Annotated in this window: 6 protein-coding genes; all 6 read right to left on the bottom strand. The window is 73.3% G+C overall.

All coding sequences use genetic code 11. The features are described 5' to 3' along the window. Positions 1 to 51 precede the first annotated feature (51 nt). Complete coding sequence (locus ACIPAE_RS13360; protein ID WP_402445003.1) at positions 52 to 1242, bottom strand: 4-hydroxybenzoate 3-monooxygenase; 1191 nt, start codon at positions 1240 to 1242, stop codon at positions 52 to 54. A gap of 279 nt (positions 1243 to 1521) precedes the next feature. Then, a complete protein-coding gene (locus tag ACIPAE_RS13355) occupies positions 1522 to 3792 on the bottom strand; it encodes a PQQ-binding-like beta-propeller repeat protein (RefSeq protein WP_402445001.1) in 2271 nt (756 codons plus the stop codon). 365 nt (positions 3793 to 4157) lie between these two features. After that, the gene (locus ACIPAE_RS13350) at positions 4158 to 7241 is read right to left on the bottom strand and encodes a hypothetical protein (RefSeq protein ID WP_402445000.1); all 3084 of its coding nucleotides are present in this window, start codon (positions 7239 to 7241) and stop codon (positions 4158 to 4160) included. A gap of 2 nt (positions 7242 to 7243) precedes the next feature. Further along, positions 7244 to 9103 (bottom strand): HSP90 family protein, encoded by a 1860-nt coding sequence (locus tag ACIPAE_RS13345; RefSeq protein ID WP_402444998.1) that lies wholly within the window; start codon positions 9101 to 9103, stop codon positions 7244 to 7246. A gap of 218 nt (positions 9104 to 9321) precedes the next feature. Next, on the bottom strand, positions 9322 to 10311 hold the full coding sequence (locus ACIPAE_RS13340; protein ID WP_402444996.1) for a hypothetical protein: 990 nt from the start codon (positions 10309 to 10311) through the stop codon (positions 9322 to 9324). 230 nt (positions 10312 to 10541) lie between these two features. Further along, the gene (locus tag ACIPAE_RS13335; RefSeq protein WP_402444995.1) at positions 10542 to 17432 is read right to left on the bottom strand and encodes a glycoside hydrolase domain-containing protein; all 6891 of its coding nucleotides are present in this window, start codon (positions 17430 to 17432) and stop codon (positions 10542 to 10544) included. Between the last annotated feature and the right edge of the window lie 699 nt (positions 17433 to 18131).

Below are 18131 nucleotides of genomic sequence, written 5' to 3'. Positions count from 1 at the left end.
CCGCTGCGGGCCGGGAGCCGGTTGGCGGAGGAACCGGTCGGGGCGGGAGGTTCAGATGCCGACGTAGTTCTCGGCGAAGTAGTCCTGGTGGCTGCGCAGATCCCGCAGGCTCGTCAGCCGCGCGCGTTGCAGCGCGCGCTGGAAGACGGCTTCGTCGTCGTCGCCGGCAGGGCCGTGCAGAAGGTTGATCATCCAGTGCGAGAACTCCTGGGCGTGCCACAGGCGCGGCAGGCAGTCCCCCGAGTACCGGGCGAGCCCGCCCGGGTCGTCCCTGACCAGCGCGTCGACGAGCGCCCTGGCCAGCGTGTCCGCTGCCATGATGGCGAGGTTGGCACCCTTGGCGGCGGACGGGCTGATCAGGGCGGCGGCGTCGCCGGCGAGGAACAGCCGCCCGTGCTGGAGGGGTTCACGCACCTCGGAGCTCAGGTCCACGGTGGTCCGCTCCAGGATCGGCCCCTCGTGCAGGGGCTCGTACTGCGCGGTGCGCATCCTGACGGCCAGTTCGTCCCAGATCCGCCGCTCGCCCCACTCCTCGGGGTCCTCGCCGCGCGGCACCTGGAGGTAGTAGCGGGTGACCGTGGAGCTGCGTGCCATGTGGCCGGCGAACCCGCGGTCGTGCACGGCGTAGGTCACCGCGGCCATGCTCGGCGGCGCCTGTGCCAGGATCGCCAGCCAGGTCACGCCGTGATACCGCCGGTACTCGCGGGCCGCGCCGGCGGGCAGCGCACGCCGGGCGACGCCGTGCCGGCCGTCGCACCCGGCCAGGTACGCCCCGGACAGCCGGTAGGCCGTCCCGTCGGGACCGGCGCAGTCCACCGACGGCCGGTCGGTGTCGATGCCGTGCAGCCCGGTCACCGCCGTGTCGAAGCGGATCTCGCCGCCGCGGTCCAGGAACGCGGTGATCAGGTCGGCGACCAGGTCCTGCTGCGGGTAGACCGTCAGCGGCTGACGGTGCCCCAGCGCTCCGTAGTTCAGCTCGAACTGCCCGTGCTCGCCGCGGAAGGCACACGTGTCATGGCGCTCCCCGCGGGCCCGCAACCCCGCGGCAAGCCCGTTCTCCTCCAGGACGCGGACGCTGTGGGGCGCCAGGAACCCCGCCCGGGCCCGCCGTTCCACGTGCGCGCGGCTCTGCCGCTCCACGATCACGCACGTGACGCCCGCCGCCCGCAGCAGGTTGCCGAGCACCAGCCCCGCGGGTCCGGCACCGACCACCACCACCTGGGCGTCCCTGGACGCGAGCATGCCTGTTCCCCCCCAACTCGGCTCACCTCGGGGTACGTTCGCCGCTCACGGCGAGCGGTTTCGGTGAAGCTCTCCCCAACGGTAACCGGCGGGCGTGGCCCGAGCCCGGCTGTCACGCCGATCGTGCCCCTCCGTCCCCCGTTCGGTGCCGGGCAGGGCAAGGAGCGGGCCCGTCGGGCCGGCGGGAGGCGGTCGGCGGGAGGAGGTCAGTGATGGCGGTCAGTGGTTGCGGTCGGCGGGTTGCGGTCGGCGGGTGGCGGTCGGCCGTCGGCGGGACCGTCAGTCCGACTTCGGCGGCTTCTGCGCGTCGAAGGCGAAGAGGGTGTTGTCGGCCGCGGCCACGATCACCTCACGCCCGGCGAGGGCCACGCGCGGGCTCGCGCCCTGCTCGCCGGTCAGACCGTCGGCCCGCGGGTCCGTGGTCCAGAGGGTCCTGCCGTCGGCCGGGGACAGCGCGACCACCCGGCCGGTGGCCGAGCTGAAGTACAGCGCACCGGCTCCCGCCACCGGCCCCGACGCGCCCTCCACGGCAGTCTGCCGCGACCACTTCTTCCGGCCGGTCAGGGGGTCGAGCGCGGTGACGAGACCGGTCTGCCCGCTCACGTAGACGGTGCCGCCCGCCATGCCGGGCGTCCCCTCGTACACCTTGGCCAGCGGGGTGTAGGTGATCGTCCGCGCGACAGGGTCCACCCGCACCACCCTGTCGTAGCCGGCCGGCGCCGGTCCCGACATGTGCTCCTGGAGGAGTACGAGCTTGCCGTCGGCGACGCCTACCGGCACGGCGGGGGCCTTCACGTCGATCGCGAGGGGCCTGCCCAGCTTCCCCGAAACGCGGTCGACCGTGTACAGGGTGGGGTGGCGCACGTCCAGGTCGTCCACCTCCGCACGCGTCGCGCACATCGCGAGGAGCCGCGCGCCCGCCAGGACGGGAGAGCACTGCCGGTCCGCGGGGAACGGGGTCTTCCACAGCACGTGACCGCTGTGCGCGTCCCGGGCTTCCAGGCGGGTGTCGGCCGCGTTGACCGTCACCACGGCGGAGCCGAACACGAGGGCCTCCTCGGTCCGCGACGTGACGGCCGCCGACTGGTCGCCCGACGCGACGGACCACAGCTCCCGGCCGCTGTTCGCGTCGACGGCCACCACCTCGGTGGGCGGGTCCTGCGGGGCGTCCTCGGCGGCGAGGCGGTAACCGATCACCGTGTCGTCGGTGGCGCCGACCATGTGCATGCCCTGGGAGGGCACGCCCGGGCTCTTCACCGTCCACACCCGCGAGCCGTCCGCGGCCCTGATCCGGGTCGCGAGCACACCGCCGCCCCCGCAGTACACCGCGTCGCCGTGCGTGACGCACCGCAGCTCGTCGGGGATGCCCGCGCCGCCGCGCACGGTCATGTGCCACGGCGCGAAGCCGTCCGGAAGCGAGCCGACCGGCGCCGCGACGCCGGTGACCTTGTCGCCGACGTTCTTGCCCTGGTCGCCGCCGCTGTTCCCGCCGAGGCCGCCCGCCTGGAGCGCGGCGATCCCCCCGCCGATCGCCGCCACCGCGACCGCGGCCGCGAGCACCGGACGCCAACGGCCGCGCAGACGGCGGCCGGTGGGGGCTTCGGTGTCCTCGGTGCCGGAACCGGCCGGGGGGTTCGGCACCGAGGCGTTCGGCGCCGGGGTGGGCGGTGTCGCGAGGTGATGCTGGGTGATCACGTCGCGGGTGTGGCCCGCGCCGATGCCGCTCGGCTCGGTCCCGCCGAGGTCGACCGGCAGATCCCGCAGCAGCACGAGGAGTTCGTCCGCCGAGGGGCGCCCCTCGGGCTCCTTGTCCAGGCACGACTCGACGACCGCGCGCAGGGCCGCCGGTACGGCATCCAGCGACGGCTCCTCGTGCACCACCTGGTACGCCGTCATGTAGGGGCTGTCCGCGTCGAAGGGACCGTGGCCCGTGGCCGCGTACACCAGCAGCGTCCCCAGCGAGAAGACGTCGGACCGCGGTCCCACGCCACGCGGTGCCTGGAGCTGCTCCGGCGACATGAACGGCGGCGTGCCGATGACCCGCCCGGTCATGGTCAGCGTCTGCTGGTCGACGGCGCGCGAGATGCCGAAGTCGATGACGCGCGGGCCCTCGGGGGAGAGCACGACGTTCGAGGGCTTGAGGTCACGGTGGACGACACCCACCCGGTGGATGTCGCGCAGCGCCTCCGCCAGCCCGATGGCGAGCCTTCTCAGCTCCGCACCGTCCAGCGGGCCCTTCGCGGCGATGTGCTGGGCGAGCGTGTGCCCCTCGATGTAGGTCGTCGCCATCCACGGCTGCTCGTCCTCGGTGTCGGCGTCGACCACGGCGGCGGTGAACGCGCCGCTGACCCGCCGCGCCGCCGCCACCTCCTGCCGGAACCGGATGCGGAACTCCTCGTCCCCGGCGAACTGCTGGTGGATCAGCTTGATCGCCACGGCCCGCCCCGAACTCGTCCGGGCCAGGAAGACCGTGCCCATGCCACCCGAGCCGAGGCGTGCCTCAAGCGGATAGCCGCCGATCTCGGCTGGGTCCCCTCCGCGCAGCGACACTCTTCCCGTCCTCCTGTCCCCGTGTGTCTCCGCCATCACGGGCCCGCGTACCTGTCCTGCACACAAACTAGCCGCAGTGTGGTGCGGCAGGCCAAAGCGGGTGACGCACGGGGAGCCCGGGGGCGTGCTTCGTCGCCAGCCCGGTTCCGGGGAAGTCCTGCTCGGCGACTGTCAGGTACGCCGAGCAGGACCGATCAGGTGGTGCCGCCGGACACGTCCGTTCCCACCGTACAGATCGAGCGGCGCCGGCAGCGGCCGACCCCCTTGGACACCCGCCCTGGACAAGCGCGTTGGATACGCGCCCGCGTGGAGTGACCCCGCGCTGCCCGGTCCGGGCCGCGGCCCCGGCAACCGCCCGTACCCTGCTACCTGCCGTCGCGCAGCCGGGACGCCAGCGAGGCGAGCTTGTCGGCCTCCTTGGGGCGGTCCAGGGAGGTCAGGTGGGCGACCGCCGCGTCCAGCCGGGCGAGGGCGGCGGCGGTGCGCTTGAGGTGGATACCCTCCACGACGCCCGCCAGCCGGACGCACTCGGTCCACTCGTCGACGCGGTGGTCCCCGGCCGCCGCCTCGCCGAGCAGGTCGAGCGCCCGGTCCAGCGCGGCCACGGCGTCGTCGTACGCACCCGCGTACGCGTTGACCCGGCCGTACTCGTAGGCGAGCGCGGTGTCCAGGGAGCGGCCGCGCGGCGCGAAGCCGGCCTCGCGGGCCTCGTCGGCGACCAGGCCGGCGTCGGCGAGGAAGGCGAGGGCGTCCTGGAGGCCGTCGGGGCCGTCCTGCTCGCCCCGGAGGCGGGCGACCTCCCGCAGGGCGTTGCTGAGCTGCTCGTAGCGGGGGGCTCGGGCGTGGGCGGCGATCGCCTGGTCCACCGCCCGGCGGGCCGGGCCGAACTCGCCCGCCTCGGCGAGGAGCACGGCCGTCTCGGCGGCGATCATGGCGTGGCTGCCGCGGTCGTCGTCCCATCCGGCCGACTCGGCGGCGAGCGCGACGAACTCCGCCGTGGCGGCCTTGAGGTCTTCCCCCGCGTGCAGCGCGCGGGCGCGGGTCAGCCGCAGTTGTGCGAGCAGCCGGTCGTCGAGTTCCCCGGCGGCGGCGTCCGGTTCGGCCAGGACGGAGTCGAGCAGGGCGATGCTGTCCTCGACGCGGCCGAGTTCCAGGCTCAGCTGGGCGGCGTTGCTGTAGGCGCAGAAGGCGTCGACCCGGCTGCCCGCGCGCAGGTCCAGCTCCGCCGAGCGGGTCAGGTGGCGCAGCGCCTCGTCGGGCCGGTCCAGCCGCATGCACGCTTCGGCGAGGTCCGCGTGCAGGCGGGCGGTGGGTGCCGCTCCGGCGGGCCAGCCGGCGGCCAGCCGCAGGGCCTCGGTCAGGTCGGCGTGCGCGGCCTTCGCGTCCCGCAGGCCGAGGTGGAGGCGGGCGCGGAGCCCGAGGGTGCGGGGCAGGTGCCAGGCGGGGCCGTGCTCCGCCAGGAGGTCGAGGAGGCCGTCGATCTCGGTAAGGGCGGCGGGCAGGTCGCCGCGGATGGCGTGGGTACTGGTCCGCAGCAGGCGGGCGCCGGAGATCTGGCCGGCCAGGTCGTGCCGGGTGGCGAACTCCTGCAGCAGGTCCGTCGCGGCGAGGACCGGTTCGGCGTGCTCCTGGCTCCGCGACTCCTGGAACCGCAGGCCCAGCGCGGTGGCCCGAAGCCGCAGCAGGCGGGCCGCCAGGTACGGGGCGAGGTCGGGCGTGTCCTCCTGCATACGGACCAGCGCGGCGTGGACCTCGCCCAGCGCGGCCGCCTTGGCCTCGGCGGCCTCCGCCTTCCGCGCGTCGTCCGCACCGTCCGCCGTGTCCGCGTCGCTCGTGTCGTCCGCGCTGTCCGCCGTGTCCGCTGCATCCGCGCCGCTTGTGTTGTCCGCGCTGTCCGTCGCGTCCGCCGCGTCAGTGGCTTCGGCGCCGCCGCCGCGCTCCGCGTCCGCGGGCTTCTCGGCCTCGGCGAGCAGGGCACAGCCGCGGGCGAGCACCGCGTAGCCCCGCTCCCCGGCCTCGTCGTAGAGGGCCGCCGCCTGCGTGTAGAGGGGGACGGCGGTGCTGTGCTCGTCCTTCTGGTGGGCCCGGCTCGCCTCGTCGGCGAGAAGGTCGGCGCGCAGCCGCGCGAACGGGCCGACGGCCGGATCGTCGGGGTGGGCGTAGTCCGGGGCGGCGGTGAGCGTCCGCAGCCGGGCCCAGCAGGCGTCCCCGTCCGGGTGCCCCTGCTGCTCCAAGTCCCTTGCCCGCAGGATGAGTTCGGTCAGGGACTCGGGGAGGGGCGCCGCCGTGGCGGGGGTGGCGGTGACCGGGGCGGCCGGCGCCACCGCGTCGTCGAGGCGGCGGCTGCGCAGGGTGAGCTCCAGCGCGTCCAGCAGGGGCGCCTGGTCCAGGCGGGCGCGACGGCGATCGGTGTGCGCCGTGGTCCCGTTGCGGGCGTCGAAACGGCTCGCGAGGTCGTCGGCGCGGTCCCGTATCTCGGCACGCAGGTCGGTGACCGACCAGGTGCGGCCCGCGTACCCGGCCGCGGGCAGGTCGCCGTGGCCGAGCCGTTCGATCCGCTGGAGGAGGACCTCGACGCCGGTGAGGAAGTCGTAGGTCTCCAGCGGCGACTCCACCTCGTCGAACAGCCGGCGGTTCTCGGCGAGCAGTTCCAGGCCGCGCGCCTCGTTGCCGGTCAGCGCGCAGAACTCCAGGTGCCGGCCCACCTCCGCGGCCATCGAGGCGTTGCGGCGGCAGCCCCGGTACCCGGTCAGGTGCAGTTCCCGGGCGCGGTCGGCGCGGCCGGTACGGACCAGGGCCGCCAGCGCGTAAGAGATGGAGCGGGCCGGCTCCTCCTGGCAGGACGACTTGCCGGCCAGCACCGGCTCCCAGAGGTCCAGTGCCTGCTCGTCGTCGCCCGCGGTGAGGCGGTACAGGGCACGCGCGCAGATCTCGCACGCCTCGCAGTCGCTGAGCCGGGTGCGGGCGCGGGCGGCCCACAGCTCGTAGGCCGGGGCGGTGCCCTCGCCGACGTGGTGGGCGAGCTGGTACGCCTGCCCGTAGTACGGCTGGAGGCCGAGACCGGCCTTCTGGTACCGGTCGCGCATCTCGGTCAGCCACTGCCGGAGGCTCGCCAGCGGGATCTCGGGGAGCTGGAGCAGGGCGTTGGCCACCCACTTGAACCGCCAGAACAGCTGCTGGCGCAGCCGCTCGTCGAAGAGGTCGGGCTGCTCGTCGAAGAGGGTGAGCAGGCGGGCGAAGACCACGGGCGACTTCCGCGGTTCCGAGCCGTAGGTGTACGCCTTGTGGAGTTCGAGCAGGGCGTGGATGAGCGTGGTGGGGTCGTCGAACTGCTCGGCGACCTCGGCGAGTTCCTCCGCGACGACGGTGCGGTCCCGTCCGAACGGGCGCTGCTCGTTGTCGCTCAGCGCCTGGTACAGCTCGTCGGTGGTCAGGGGTGCGGTCGGCATCGTCAGCTGTCCTTGCGCAGGGCGTGGGCGAGAAGGTCGAGGAAGGAGCGGTTGATCAGGCTCGACTCGGCGGGCCTGAGCGGGCGCCGGGACAGCAGCGCGGCCTGCCCGTAGAGGGCTTCGGCGCTGGTGCGGGCGAGCTCGGGCTCGTCGATGGCCACGGCGGTGCGGACCAGCGGGTTGAGCTGGTTGAGGATCAGCTGGGCCCGTGGCGCCTCGTGGCGCAGCGCGCCGAGGATGTCGCCCCACAGGCCGCCCTCCTGCTCGCGGGCGAGCTGGGAGCGGGTGCGCTCGTGCCGGGCCTCCCGGCTGTCGACGAGGAGCGCGGGGGCGGAGGCGGGCTGGAACGTGCGCAGCGCGACGTCGCAGTCGAAGACGGCGAGGGCGTCGCGGGCCAGCGCGAGATAGGCCGAGGCGGCCAGTTCCGTCTCCCGGTCCACCGGGTCGAGGTGGGCGGTGAGCGTGGCCGGGTCGAGATCGGCGACGCTGGTCCCTGGCCTGACCTCGGGCAGCCGGTGGACGAGTTGGCGGTCGTAGGTGTAGCCGCCGTTGACGACGCCGAGGCCGGCGGCCGAGGCGATCGCGGCGACCTGCCGGAACTCCTCCACGCTGGAGGTGACCAGCACGGTCGGGTGGGTGCGGGCGAACTCGTCGAGGGTGGTGTGCCCGTCGGTGGTCTCGAAGGGCAGCCACGGCAGCAGCATCCGCAGGATCTCGTCGTCGTGCACCGCGAGCGACTTCACGGCCAGGTGGTGCGCCTGGAGGAAGCGGGCCAGCAGGTCCGGGTCGCTCGCGGCGGCCCGGGCGATCCACGCGCGCAGCCGCTCCGCGAGGGCGTCGCGGACGGCGGCGAGGGTCTCGTCCTCGTACAGCGACTCGCGGGAGGCGGTCGGGCGCAGGCTCTCGGCGTCGACGACGCAGCGGACGAAGAACGCCCAGTCGGGCAGGATCTCCTCGGCCTGGTCCGACAGCAGCATGCCCTTGACGTGTACCCGGTGGCCGTGGCGGCGCCCGGCCGGCACCGCGTCGGGCAGCACGCACGCGATGCCCTTCAGGCCCACGGCCGGCAGGTCCAGCTCGATGGTGTCCAGGGGCGTGAAGCCGAAGACCTGCTCGCCGTAGGCGGCGAGTGCGCGGGAACGGGCGCCCGGGGTGGGGTACGTGGCCGCCCAGGGCGCGGGCTCGCGATTGACGGGGGCGCCCGGGCCGCCGGTGCCGTCGTCGAAGGTCACCGGGTGCCGCAGCAGCGAGCCGAAGTGCCGTGCCAGCAGGTGTACTTGGGACGGCCGGGTCCACTCGCCGGCGTCGGGGCGCGGCGTCAGCCGGACGGTGGTGCCGGGCCGGGGACGGGCGGAGGCGGGCAGGGTGCGGACGGTGTAGCTGCCGTCGCCGTGTCCCCGCCATTCCACCGCGGGCGCGTCGGGGGTGCGGGCGGAGCGGCTGAGGACGTGGATCTCGTCGGCGACCAGGAAGCAGGAGAGCAGGCCGATGCCGAACTGGCCGATGAAGTCGGCGCGTTGCTCGGCGATCCGCTCGGCGCGCTTGCTGCTGCGGCCGATGGTGGAGAGGAAGGCGTGGACGTCGGCTTCGGTGAGTCCGACACCGTCGTCCTCCACGCGCACCGACGAGCCGTCGGCGTACAGGCGGATGCCGAAGTCCGCGGAGAACGCGTCGGGTTCGAGGAGTTGCCGGGCGGTCAGCGCGTCCACCGCGTTCTGCAGGAGTTCACGCAGGTAGACGCGGGGGCTGGAGTAGAGGTGGTGGGAGAGGAGGTCGACCAGTCCGCGCAGGTCCACCTGGAAGGTGCGGTCGGCGGAGGCGGGCGCGGTGGTGGGCGCGGTGTTGTCGTCGTGCGGAGTCATCGGGCAGTCCGGGGTGCGAAGGGGTGGCGGATGGGCGGCGGGGGAGCGGCGGAGGGGCGCCGGGTGAACGGCAGTTGGGTGCCGGCTGAGCGGCGGGTGAGCGGCGGGCCGGGGTCGGGTCCGCGCGGGCCGGGCCGTGGAAGGCCGGCGGCGGGTGCGGGCCCGGCGGGGTGCGGGTCGCGCTCGGACCCGCTGCCGGCTCGGACGCGACTGCCGGCTCAGACGCGACTGCGGAAGCGGGCGAACTGCTTCTCGGGCTGGGAGAGATACGACCAGGGCCGCCCGGTGAAGGCGCCGTCGAGCGCGCCGAAGACGCGCCGGGCCGTACGGCGTTCACCCGCCAGGGCCAGGGCCATCGCGAACAGGCTGAAGTCATGCTGCCAGCCCGGCACCCGCACGTAGTCGGGGTGGAGGATGCTGTGCTCGGCCGCCGCCCTCAACTCGGCCTGGATAACGGGTGTTTCGAGGCACTTCCCGTCGTCCGACTCGACCCAGTCCTCGATGTGCGCGCAGGCGATCACGCAGCCGAGCCGGTGTCCCTGCGGCGCGCGCGGGAGGCTCTCCCGGGCGAAGGCCAGCGCCTGCCCCGGCTCACCGCTCCACCGGGGCTGGAGGTATGACACCCACTCGTGGTGCGCCGCCAGGTCCAGCGGGTCACGGCGCAGCGCCGCGGCCAGCCGGGTCTCGTTGACGGTGTCGCCCAGCGACATGCCGCGCCCGGAGGTGAGCAGGCGGGACCACGGCGTGCTCCATTCCGGCCGGAGTTCGGCGGCTTCGAGCAACTGCTCCTCGGCGACTTCGAGCCGCTCGTGGAAGAGCCGCCACTGCTCCCGCGTGACGTTCTTGGCCGACGCGCGGGTGCGGGCCTCCCAGCCCCAGGCGATGTTGCGCGCCCCGGCCACCAGCAGGGCCGTGGCGCGGTACTCCTCCTTGCCCTCGGCGGCTTCGACGATCCAGTTCTGCACGCCCCCCAACTCCGCGAGTTCGCTGAGGACATGGTGGTCGCGACCGAGGTCGAAGGGGGCGAGCGCCGTGGTGAACGCCGCCCAGTCGTCCGCCCGCACCGCGTCGGTCAGGGCGAGCACCCGCGTGTCCCCCAGCGCGCGCAGCGTGTACGTCCCGTCCTTCTGCCGGCGCGGGACCGGCAGTGCGTACGGGTCCGCCTCCGGTCTCTCCCGGCCACCCCGACCCCACAGCTTGCCGAACATGCCGCGCCCTCCCCTGGTCCCGCGTGATCGTCCGGTGCAGGATATGTGGTCGCACCGACACTGTCTCCCCAGATCCTTCACCCCGCCCCGGTCTCGCCCGGCACCGCCCGACCCCGCCCGCCCGCCGCCGCCCGCCCGGGAATACGGGCGGCCCCTCCGGGGACCGTGACGGTCGCCCGGAGGGGCCGCGGTGACGCTGTGCCGTACCCCGTGGTCCTCGCTCCCTGGCCTTACCCCTTGCCGCCCGCGGCGGAGGGGCGGTGATCCCGGGCCGTCGGCTGGAAGCCGACCGTGTAGGTCCGGGTGACCGTGCCGTCGGCCGAGGTGACCTTGATGGTGCGGGTGGTGATCCGGGAACCGGTCGAGGTGAGGACCGGGCTGCCGTCGGTGACCTTCACCCGGGCACCGGACTGGGCCGGTACGGCCGTGACGGACGGGAGCTTCACGTTCTTCGGCCAGTCGACCAGGTACGTGGAGACCTCCGGGTCGAACCCGTCGATCGCGACCCCGCCCACCGTGATGGCGCCGGCGTCCGCGACGGCGGCCTTGGTGGCGTCCGCGATGTTCGTCACCGTGACCGACCCGTCGGCGTTGACGACGACGTGCGCCGTCATCGCCGCCGCCAGGTTGATCCGCTCCCAGCTCGCCCCGCCGTCGGCGGTGAGGTCGAGCGGGTTCCCGGAGTCCGTCGCGGTCTGCTCCAGGATCTCGGTGCGCTGCTCGGTGTCGAGCTGCGGGAAGGCCGTCACCAGCAGGGCCGCCGCGTCGGACGGCACCTTCAGCGGCTGCCCGGCCTTGCCCGTCCGCGAGAACCCGTAACTCAGGCGCTGCGTGTACACGTTGACGTCCTGCGCCGTGCTCAGCCCGTCGTACGTGTCGCCCTCGCAGGCCGCGAGCGTGTCGCCGTACCCCTCCTTCTCGCACTGCGCGAGCAGCACGTTCTCGATCTCGGTGTGCGCCTGCGTCAGCAGCTTCGCGAAGTCGGGGTCCGCCCACCGGTGCGCGACGGTGGCCTGCCCGGTGATGCGGCCGCCCATGACGTCGAGCGGGTAGTGGAACCCGAGGACGATGCGGTTGTTCCCGTACTCCGAGGTGCGCGCCAGGATCGACGGTGCCAGCTCCGGCAGCAGTGTGGCGAGGATGGTGCCCGCCTCGTAGCCGCCGTAGGTGTGGCCGCTCGGGTAGGAGCCGCTGGTGGCGAGGCTGCTGTACGAACCGTCCTGCGACTCGTAGATGTCGCCGCCGTCGCCGACGAACCCGAGCCGCACGTACGGGCGCAGGTAGTCGTAGTAGTTCTTCGCCGCGTCGTGGGTGTCGATGCCCTGGGTGACCCGGCCGAACAGGGCGTTGGTCTTCGGCAGGTTGCCGCTGCTCAGGGCGTCGCTGTAGATCTTGCCGAGCCGCGACCCGAGGCCGTCGGCCATCGTGACGGTGGGGCTGTTGTTCGCGTCGATCTCGGCCCGGTCCACCTGGGCCTGCGTGGCGGCGTTGTTGATGCCCACCGCGATCGTGTCGTTCTCGGCGGTCAGCGAACTGCCGTCGGCCACCTTGGAGTTGGCGCCGAGGATGTCGGAGTGCAGGTCCTTGATGCCGCCGAGCAGGTCGTTGAAGTAGTCGCTCCCGTCGTCGGTGCTCGGCCACGCGTCGGAGGAGTAGTCGGCGTTGAGGGTGTCGGAGGGGAAGGGGGAGGGCGTGTACGACGACGGGTCGGAGCCGTCGCCGTCCGTGGCCGCGGCGTCCGTGGCGGAGGGGCCGGCCGACGTCGCCGTGGCGTCGTCCGAGGTCCCGGCCAGGGTGACCGCGGTCACCGTCGCCGTGTGCGCCTTCGCCTTCTTCCTGGCGGTCAGCAGCGCCGTGGTCGCCGTGCCGGGCACGTGCGCCGTGGTGCCGTCGTCGAGGGTCACGGTGTAGCCGATGACCGGGAACCCGCTGTCGCCGGCCGGCAGCCAGGTCACGCGGACCTGCCTGCCGTCGGTGACCACGCTCGTCACGGTCGGCTGCCGCGGCTTGCCGCCGCCGGTCACCACGGGTGCCGTGGCGGGGCTCTTGGCCGAGGCGCCGACCGCGTTCACCGCCTGGACCCGCGCCCGGTAGGAGCGGTCGCCCGTCAGCCAGGTGAAGGTGGTGCTCCGGCTGTCCGGGTCCTTGATCGCGATCTGGTGCCCGTCGTCGAGGCTGACCCGGTACCCGGTGACCGGCGAGCCGCCGGTGTCCCCGGGCGCGGACCAGACGACGGTCACGCTCGTGCCGGACGACGTCGCCGACACCGCGGCGGGCGCGGCGGGCACCGTCCTGGGCTTCGTGGTGAGCGCGGCCTGGGCCTTCCGCAGGGCCGTGTAGCGCGCGGTGAGCGTCGCGTCGGTGGCCTCGGTGTCCGCGACCGCGGTCTTCGCCGCGGCGAGCGCCGTGCCGAACGCCTGCCACGACGAGTCGGTGTAGCGCGCGTCGGTGAGCGCCGACGCGGTCGTGACCAGGTCCTCCAGTTTCAGCCGCGGCAGCGGGACCAGCTGGTCGGCGGCGAGGGTCAACGTGCGGGTCTGGGTGTCGACTTCGAGCTGGGTCGCGCCGTCGGCGGCCACCAGGTCGCGGGCGGCGGCGAGTTCACGGGTGAACACGGCGAAGTCGATCGGGTCGTAGCGCGCCGCGTCGCCGGCGAGCCCCGCGTACTGGTCGATCGCCTTCCGCAGCGCGGAGGTGTCCGTGGCGGCGGGCGCGTCCACGTGGCTGAAGGTGACCCGGCCCAGGTTCGCGACGTACGGGTGCGCGGCGTCCGCGGTCGTGGTCAGCCGCAGGTGGACGGCGTGCGTGCCGGTGATCGAGGTGGGGAGCGTGAGGCTCGTCGTCCCCCCTGACGACCACGCGCTTCCGGTGACCGGCAGCGGGATGGTCGCGTACGGCGTGCCCGGGGCGGCCGGGTCGAAGGCGTCGAGGTAGAGCTCGACGGCCGAACCGGTGCCGCAGCGCGCGGAGTTGTTGGCGTAGGTGATCGTGGCGGTGGTCTTCGCGGAGGCACCGAAGTCGATGTCCCCGTATGCCAGCCAGGCGCCGTCGTAGGTGCCGCCGAGGTCGGTGGCCGAGCCCGCGTCGCTCCAGCCGGCCGGCTCGCTCTTGAGGGTGCCGCCGCTGCTGGTGGTGAACGCCGTGGCGTCGAAGCCCACCGGGGCGTCGGCGGTCCGCGTCAGGGTCAGCGCGTAGACGTTGGCCACGTACGGCTGGTCGGAGGTCTGGGTGCCGGAGACGAAGTCCGCGTACACGTCCTGGACGCCGGTGAAGACGCTCGGGTCGAGCCGCACGGAGGTGGTGGAGACGGTGCCCCAGCCCGAACCGGTGTAGTCCAGCGGGATGTCGACGCTCCGGTCGCCGTCCTTCGCGGCGAGGTGCAGCTCGATGTGGGAGTCCGACGCGGCCCTCGACCGGGGCTTGTCGTAGCTGACGGTCACGGTGTCGGCGCCGTCGCCGAGGTCCGTGCCGTGCCACTCGGCCCACGCGCCGTTCGTCACGTTCTCGAAGATGCCGTTGCCGAGGCTGAGCGGGAGCGAGCCGGCACCGGTGGAGGTGGCGCTCGGCGCGGTCAGCGTGGCGAGCGTGGTCGTCGGCGACGACGTGACCGCGTTCGGCGAGAACTGGTACCAGTCGAAGTTCGACACCCACTGCTGCCCGGACGGGGCGTGGAAGACGAACGTCGCGGCCGACGCGCTCAGCAGCAGGTCGGGGTCGGTGATGTCGGCCTGCACCGTGGTGTAGTACTGCCAGCCGCCGGTTCCGGGCAGCGTGACGGTGCCGACGATCGGCCCGTCGGCGGGACCGGCGTGGATGTCGACGCTGCTCGGCTTCGCGTTCGCGGCCTGCGCGTTGGCGTAGCGCACCGACACGCTGCGCGGCGCGACCCCGCCGAAGTCGAGCTTGCCGTACTGCTCCCAGGCCCCGTCGGTGACGCCACCGAGGTCGCCGTCGGAGTAGTACGCCTCGCTCACCAGGCTGGGGCCGTCCTTCTGGTCGGGGCTCTCGGCCTGAAGGACGGCGTAGCCGCCCTCGTCGATGGTGAGCGCGCCGGCCGCGGAGGCCAGCGCGTCCTGCGCCGCCATGAGGGTGCCGGTCCCCGACGCGGTGTCCGCGAGGACGGTCCTGGCGCGCTGGAGCGCCGACTGGAACAGGGTCCAGGAGCCGTCGGAGTAGTTGGCGCTGCGGACCTCGGACGCCTGGTCGATGAGCGTGCCCAGGGACGCGCGGTACACCGCGGCGGCGGAGATGACGAGCGGGTCGGTCGCGGAGACCCCGGTGCCGGTCACCGTGGAGGCGTGCGCGCCGCGGGCGAAGGCCGCGTCGGTGAAGGTGATGCCGAAGCGCGCGTCGACCTTCGTGGTGCCGGTGAGCGACAGCGTCGCCGTGTGCGCGCCGCTGACCTTCAGGTCGGCGCTGACACCGGCCGGCAGGCCGGTCACCGTCGCCGCCTTGCCGCGGGTGAGGCTGGTTCCCTTGCGGGCGGCGAACGACGCCGGACCGGACAGGGTGAACTGCACGCTGCCCTTGACGGTGCCGTCCGCGGCGGTGGCCACGGTGCCCGGACGGGCGGAGACCACGGTGGTGCCCCGGTCGGTTCCGCCGCCTCCCGTGGCGCCGGTGTCGGTGTCCAGCGAGTACGCGGGCTTCGTGTCGGCGCCCCACCGGGAGGGCTTGGCGCCCATGGTGAAGTCCAGGGTGCCGCCGGCGATGATCTGCGCGTAGTCGAGCCAGGTGTCGTTGAACCGCGAGCCGTTGAGGGTCGCGCTCTGCACGTAGTAGGTGCTCGGCGACACCCCGTCGGCCTTCACCGTGAACGTGCTGCCGTTCGCGTAGGTGATCGTCGTGGAGTCGAAGAACGGGCTGCCGATCTGGAACTGGCTGGAGCCGGCCGTCACCGGGAACAGGCCCAGCGCCGCGGCCACGAACATCGTCGACATGGTGCCCGCGTCGTTGTCCATGGTCGGCAGGAAGCCGTCCGGGGCGAGCTTGTAGACCTGGGTGTCGATCGGCGGGGTGAACTCGCCGCCCGAGCTGGGGGCTTCGTTGGTGGAGCCGGTCGCGATGTAGCGGTTCCAGGTGGTGCCGGTGTAGATGGAGCGGACCCACTTCTGCGTCTGGCTGGGCTCGCCGACGTAGTTGAACAGGTACGGGGCCTGCAGGTCGATCTCGTTGGCGTTGGAGTGCAGCATCGTGGAGCCGTCGTCGGCGGCGGAGTCCACGCCGAACATGTGCTCCACGGCGGCCTTCCCCGCCTTCGCGCCGCCCATGGCCTTGATCAGGCCGCCCATGTCGTAGGCGTCGTACCAGTTGTACTGCCAGAGCGTGCCCTGGTAGAGGCCGGCCGCCTCGAACTTCTCGTAGTCCGCGCTCTGCCAGTCGCCGCCGGACGCGCGCGGGGTGAGCAGGCCGACCTGGGTGCCGTCGGCCGCGGTCCAGGCGCCGGACTTCACCAGGTGGTCGATGGCCATGGTCGACTGGGTACGCAGCTTCTTCGCGTCCGCGTCCTTGCCGAGCGCGCCGGCGATGATGGACAGCGCCCACTGGTCGTAGCCGCGCTGCACCGTCGTACCGGGGTCACCGCTGACGTACCCCTGGCGCAGTTGCGCTCCCGTGTAGTAGCCGGCGTACGACAGCAGCGCCGGGTACGCCTCGTCCAGCCGGTCGAAGTTCTTGTACCCCTTCGACAGCGCGTCGGCGATCACCACCGCCGAGCGCTCCCAGCGCACGGTCGGGACCGACTGGGTGAGGCTGCCGAGGCTCTTGCCGGAGGTGTGCGCGTCGGCGAAGAGCTCGATGAGCGACTGCACCATGTCCCGGTAGGTGGCCGGGTCGACGTACGCCTCGACGGAGTACTTGCGGAAGTCGTCCCAGGTGGACCAGCCGTCGTAGTACGTGAACCCGTTCGTCCGGTGCACCGCGCCGTCGACACCGCGGTACGTCCCGCTGGTGCTGGTGGCGTTCACCGGCAGCCCGTACATCCGGTACAGGTGCGTGTAGAACTCCTTGGTGAGCGTCGACTTGGGGTCGGACGTCGCGGAGGAGTGCACGGCCACGGCGCCGAGCGTGCTGTTCCAGTCGGCCTTGGTCCGGGCCCGCGCCTGGTCGAAGGTGAGGCCGCCCACCTCGTTCTGCTGGTCGGTGACGGCCTGGTCCGCGCTGATCGGCGAGAGCGTGATGCGCAACTCGACGTCGTGGCCCGCCGACGGGTCGAAGCCGAGGACGGCGCCGGTGTCGGTGCCGTCCTGCGCCGTCGCGTCGCCCAGCGTGCCGTCGTCGCCCCAGCTCTTCAGCGAGGTGACGGGGGCGTTCGTGGTGGCGGCGTAGTACATCCGGTACGCGGCGCCGTTGAAGGAACCCGCGATGAGCCCGGTGATCCGGGTGGTCCCGTCCGCGAGGGTGGTCGCCTTCATCGTCGCGCGCGTGCGGCTGGTGTAGTTGTTCGCGAGGTCGAGGACGAGTTCGGGGGCCGACCCGGCGGGGAAGTCGTACCGTTCGAGCGCCGTGCGCGTCGTCGCGGTCATCTCGGCGTCGATCGTCCCGGCGTCCTGCGTCACCGACGTGTCGGTCCCCGAGACGGACCCGAGCCCGACCTGGTAGGAGCCGGGCGACGCGCTCTCGTCGTCATGCCGGTAGGGGTGCGCGTACGTGCCGGGCGCGGGGCGCTTGCCGTACCGCACGGACGTCGGGACGACCAGCAGGTCGCCGCCGCCGCCCGAGCCGCCGACACCGTCGAGGTCCGTGGCGGTGAACCCCGCGATGTGGTCCTCGTTGTAGTCATAACCGGAGTGGTTGCGGTCCGGCGTGGTCATCGGGTTGACCTTGGCGAGGCTGTGCGGCGCCTCGGCGCCCGGCAGGTCGTTGCCGTCGTCGCCGGCCGTCGACACGAACGGGTCGACGAGCTTCGTGTAGTCCGTGCCGCCGGACGCGCCGCCGGACGTGCCGGAGGACGTGGCGGACGTCGCGGGCGACGCGGCGGCGGTTCCGGCACCCGCGAGTGCGGCGAGGCCGAGGGTGCCGGCGACCAGCGCGGCGACCGCCGCGCGCAGGGGCCGTCGCCGCCGGCGCTCGGTTCTCGTCAACGTCGTGGGTGGCAAGGGGGGATGAGATCTGACGGGCATGGCGCCTCTCCGGCGGTGCGGCACGCACGCATGTCCCGGTCCGAGCTCATGCTCAAAGGGACGGCTGACAACGTTGTCGGCCGCCAACTCCGGTTCATGCGGAACGAGATGGCAGTGGATATGCGGGGTACGGTACCCCGCTGCGTTCGTGGACGTCAGTCATCAGACACGGAGAAGGCGTACGGCGGATAAACGGAGTCCGCACAGCCGGTGCCCGGTCGTGCGGGGGCGGGCGTCCTGGGGCGCGCGGCGGCCGGCGCCGCGTGTCCGCGTCACCACACGGTGACCGTATTGACCGGTTCGGGGAGCCGCTCGGGAGTGTGATCGGCAGGAGCGATCCGGGTGATCGAGGCGAACCGGCCACGGGTGGCTGCCGCGGCGGCCCCGGACCGCGTCGGCTGACGTCGTCCACCGACGGGTCGCGAGGCCGTACCCGGGGGGCAGGGGCATCTTGACCTGCGACAGAACGGATGCCGAGGCGGGTGGCGGACGGCGCAGGACACGGCTGAATGAGACCGGAACCGGGACCACTGCACCACGCGCCTTGCTGGTCGGGGTCGCAACCCTCCAGGCGCGGCAGCGAACGCGAGCGGTGGGTGATGTCCGAAGGTGCGTTTCCGGGTGGCGTGGCGTGGTCAGGGCTTCACGGGAGGTGTTCGAGGTCGGGCGGTCCGGTCCAGGAGCGGTCGAGGATGACCG

Origin of the sequence: Streptomyces sp. NPDC087270, from assembly GCF_044744625.1 — a bacterium.
Lineage (GTDB): Bacteria > Actinomycetota > Actinomycetes > Streptomycetales > Streptomycetaceae > Actinacidiphila.
Note: the sequence above shows the minus strand (reverse complement) of the source record. Positions and strands in the feature narration are given on the sequence as shown.

Excerpts from the sequence above, each read along its gene's own strand:
- ACIPAE_RS13360 (WP_402445003.1), bottom strand. The coding sequence starts at position 1,242 with ATGCTCGCGTCCAGGGACGCCCAGGTGGTGGTGGTCGGTGCCGGACCC.
- ACIPAE_RS13350 (WP_402445000.1), bottom strand. The coding sequence starts at position 7,241 with ATGCCGACCGCACCCCTGACCACCGACGAGCTGTACCAGGCGCTGAGC.
- ACIPAE_RS13345 (WP_402444998.1), bottom strand. The coding sequence starts at position 9,103 with ATGACTCCGCACGACGACAACACCGCGCCCACCACCGCGCCCGCCTCC.
- ACIPAE_RS13340 (WP_402444996.1), bottom strand. The coding sequence starts at position 10,311 with ATGTTCGGCAAGCTGTGGGGTCGGGGTGGCCGGGAGAGACCGGAGGCG.
- ACIPAE_RS13335 (WP_402444995.1), bottom strand. The coding sequence starts at position 17,432 with ATGCCCGTCAGATCTCATCCCCCCTTGCCACCCACGACGTTGACGAGA.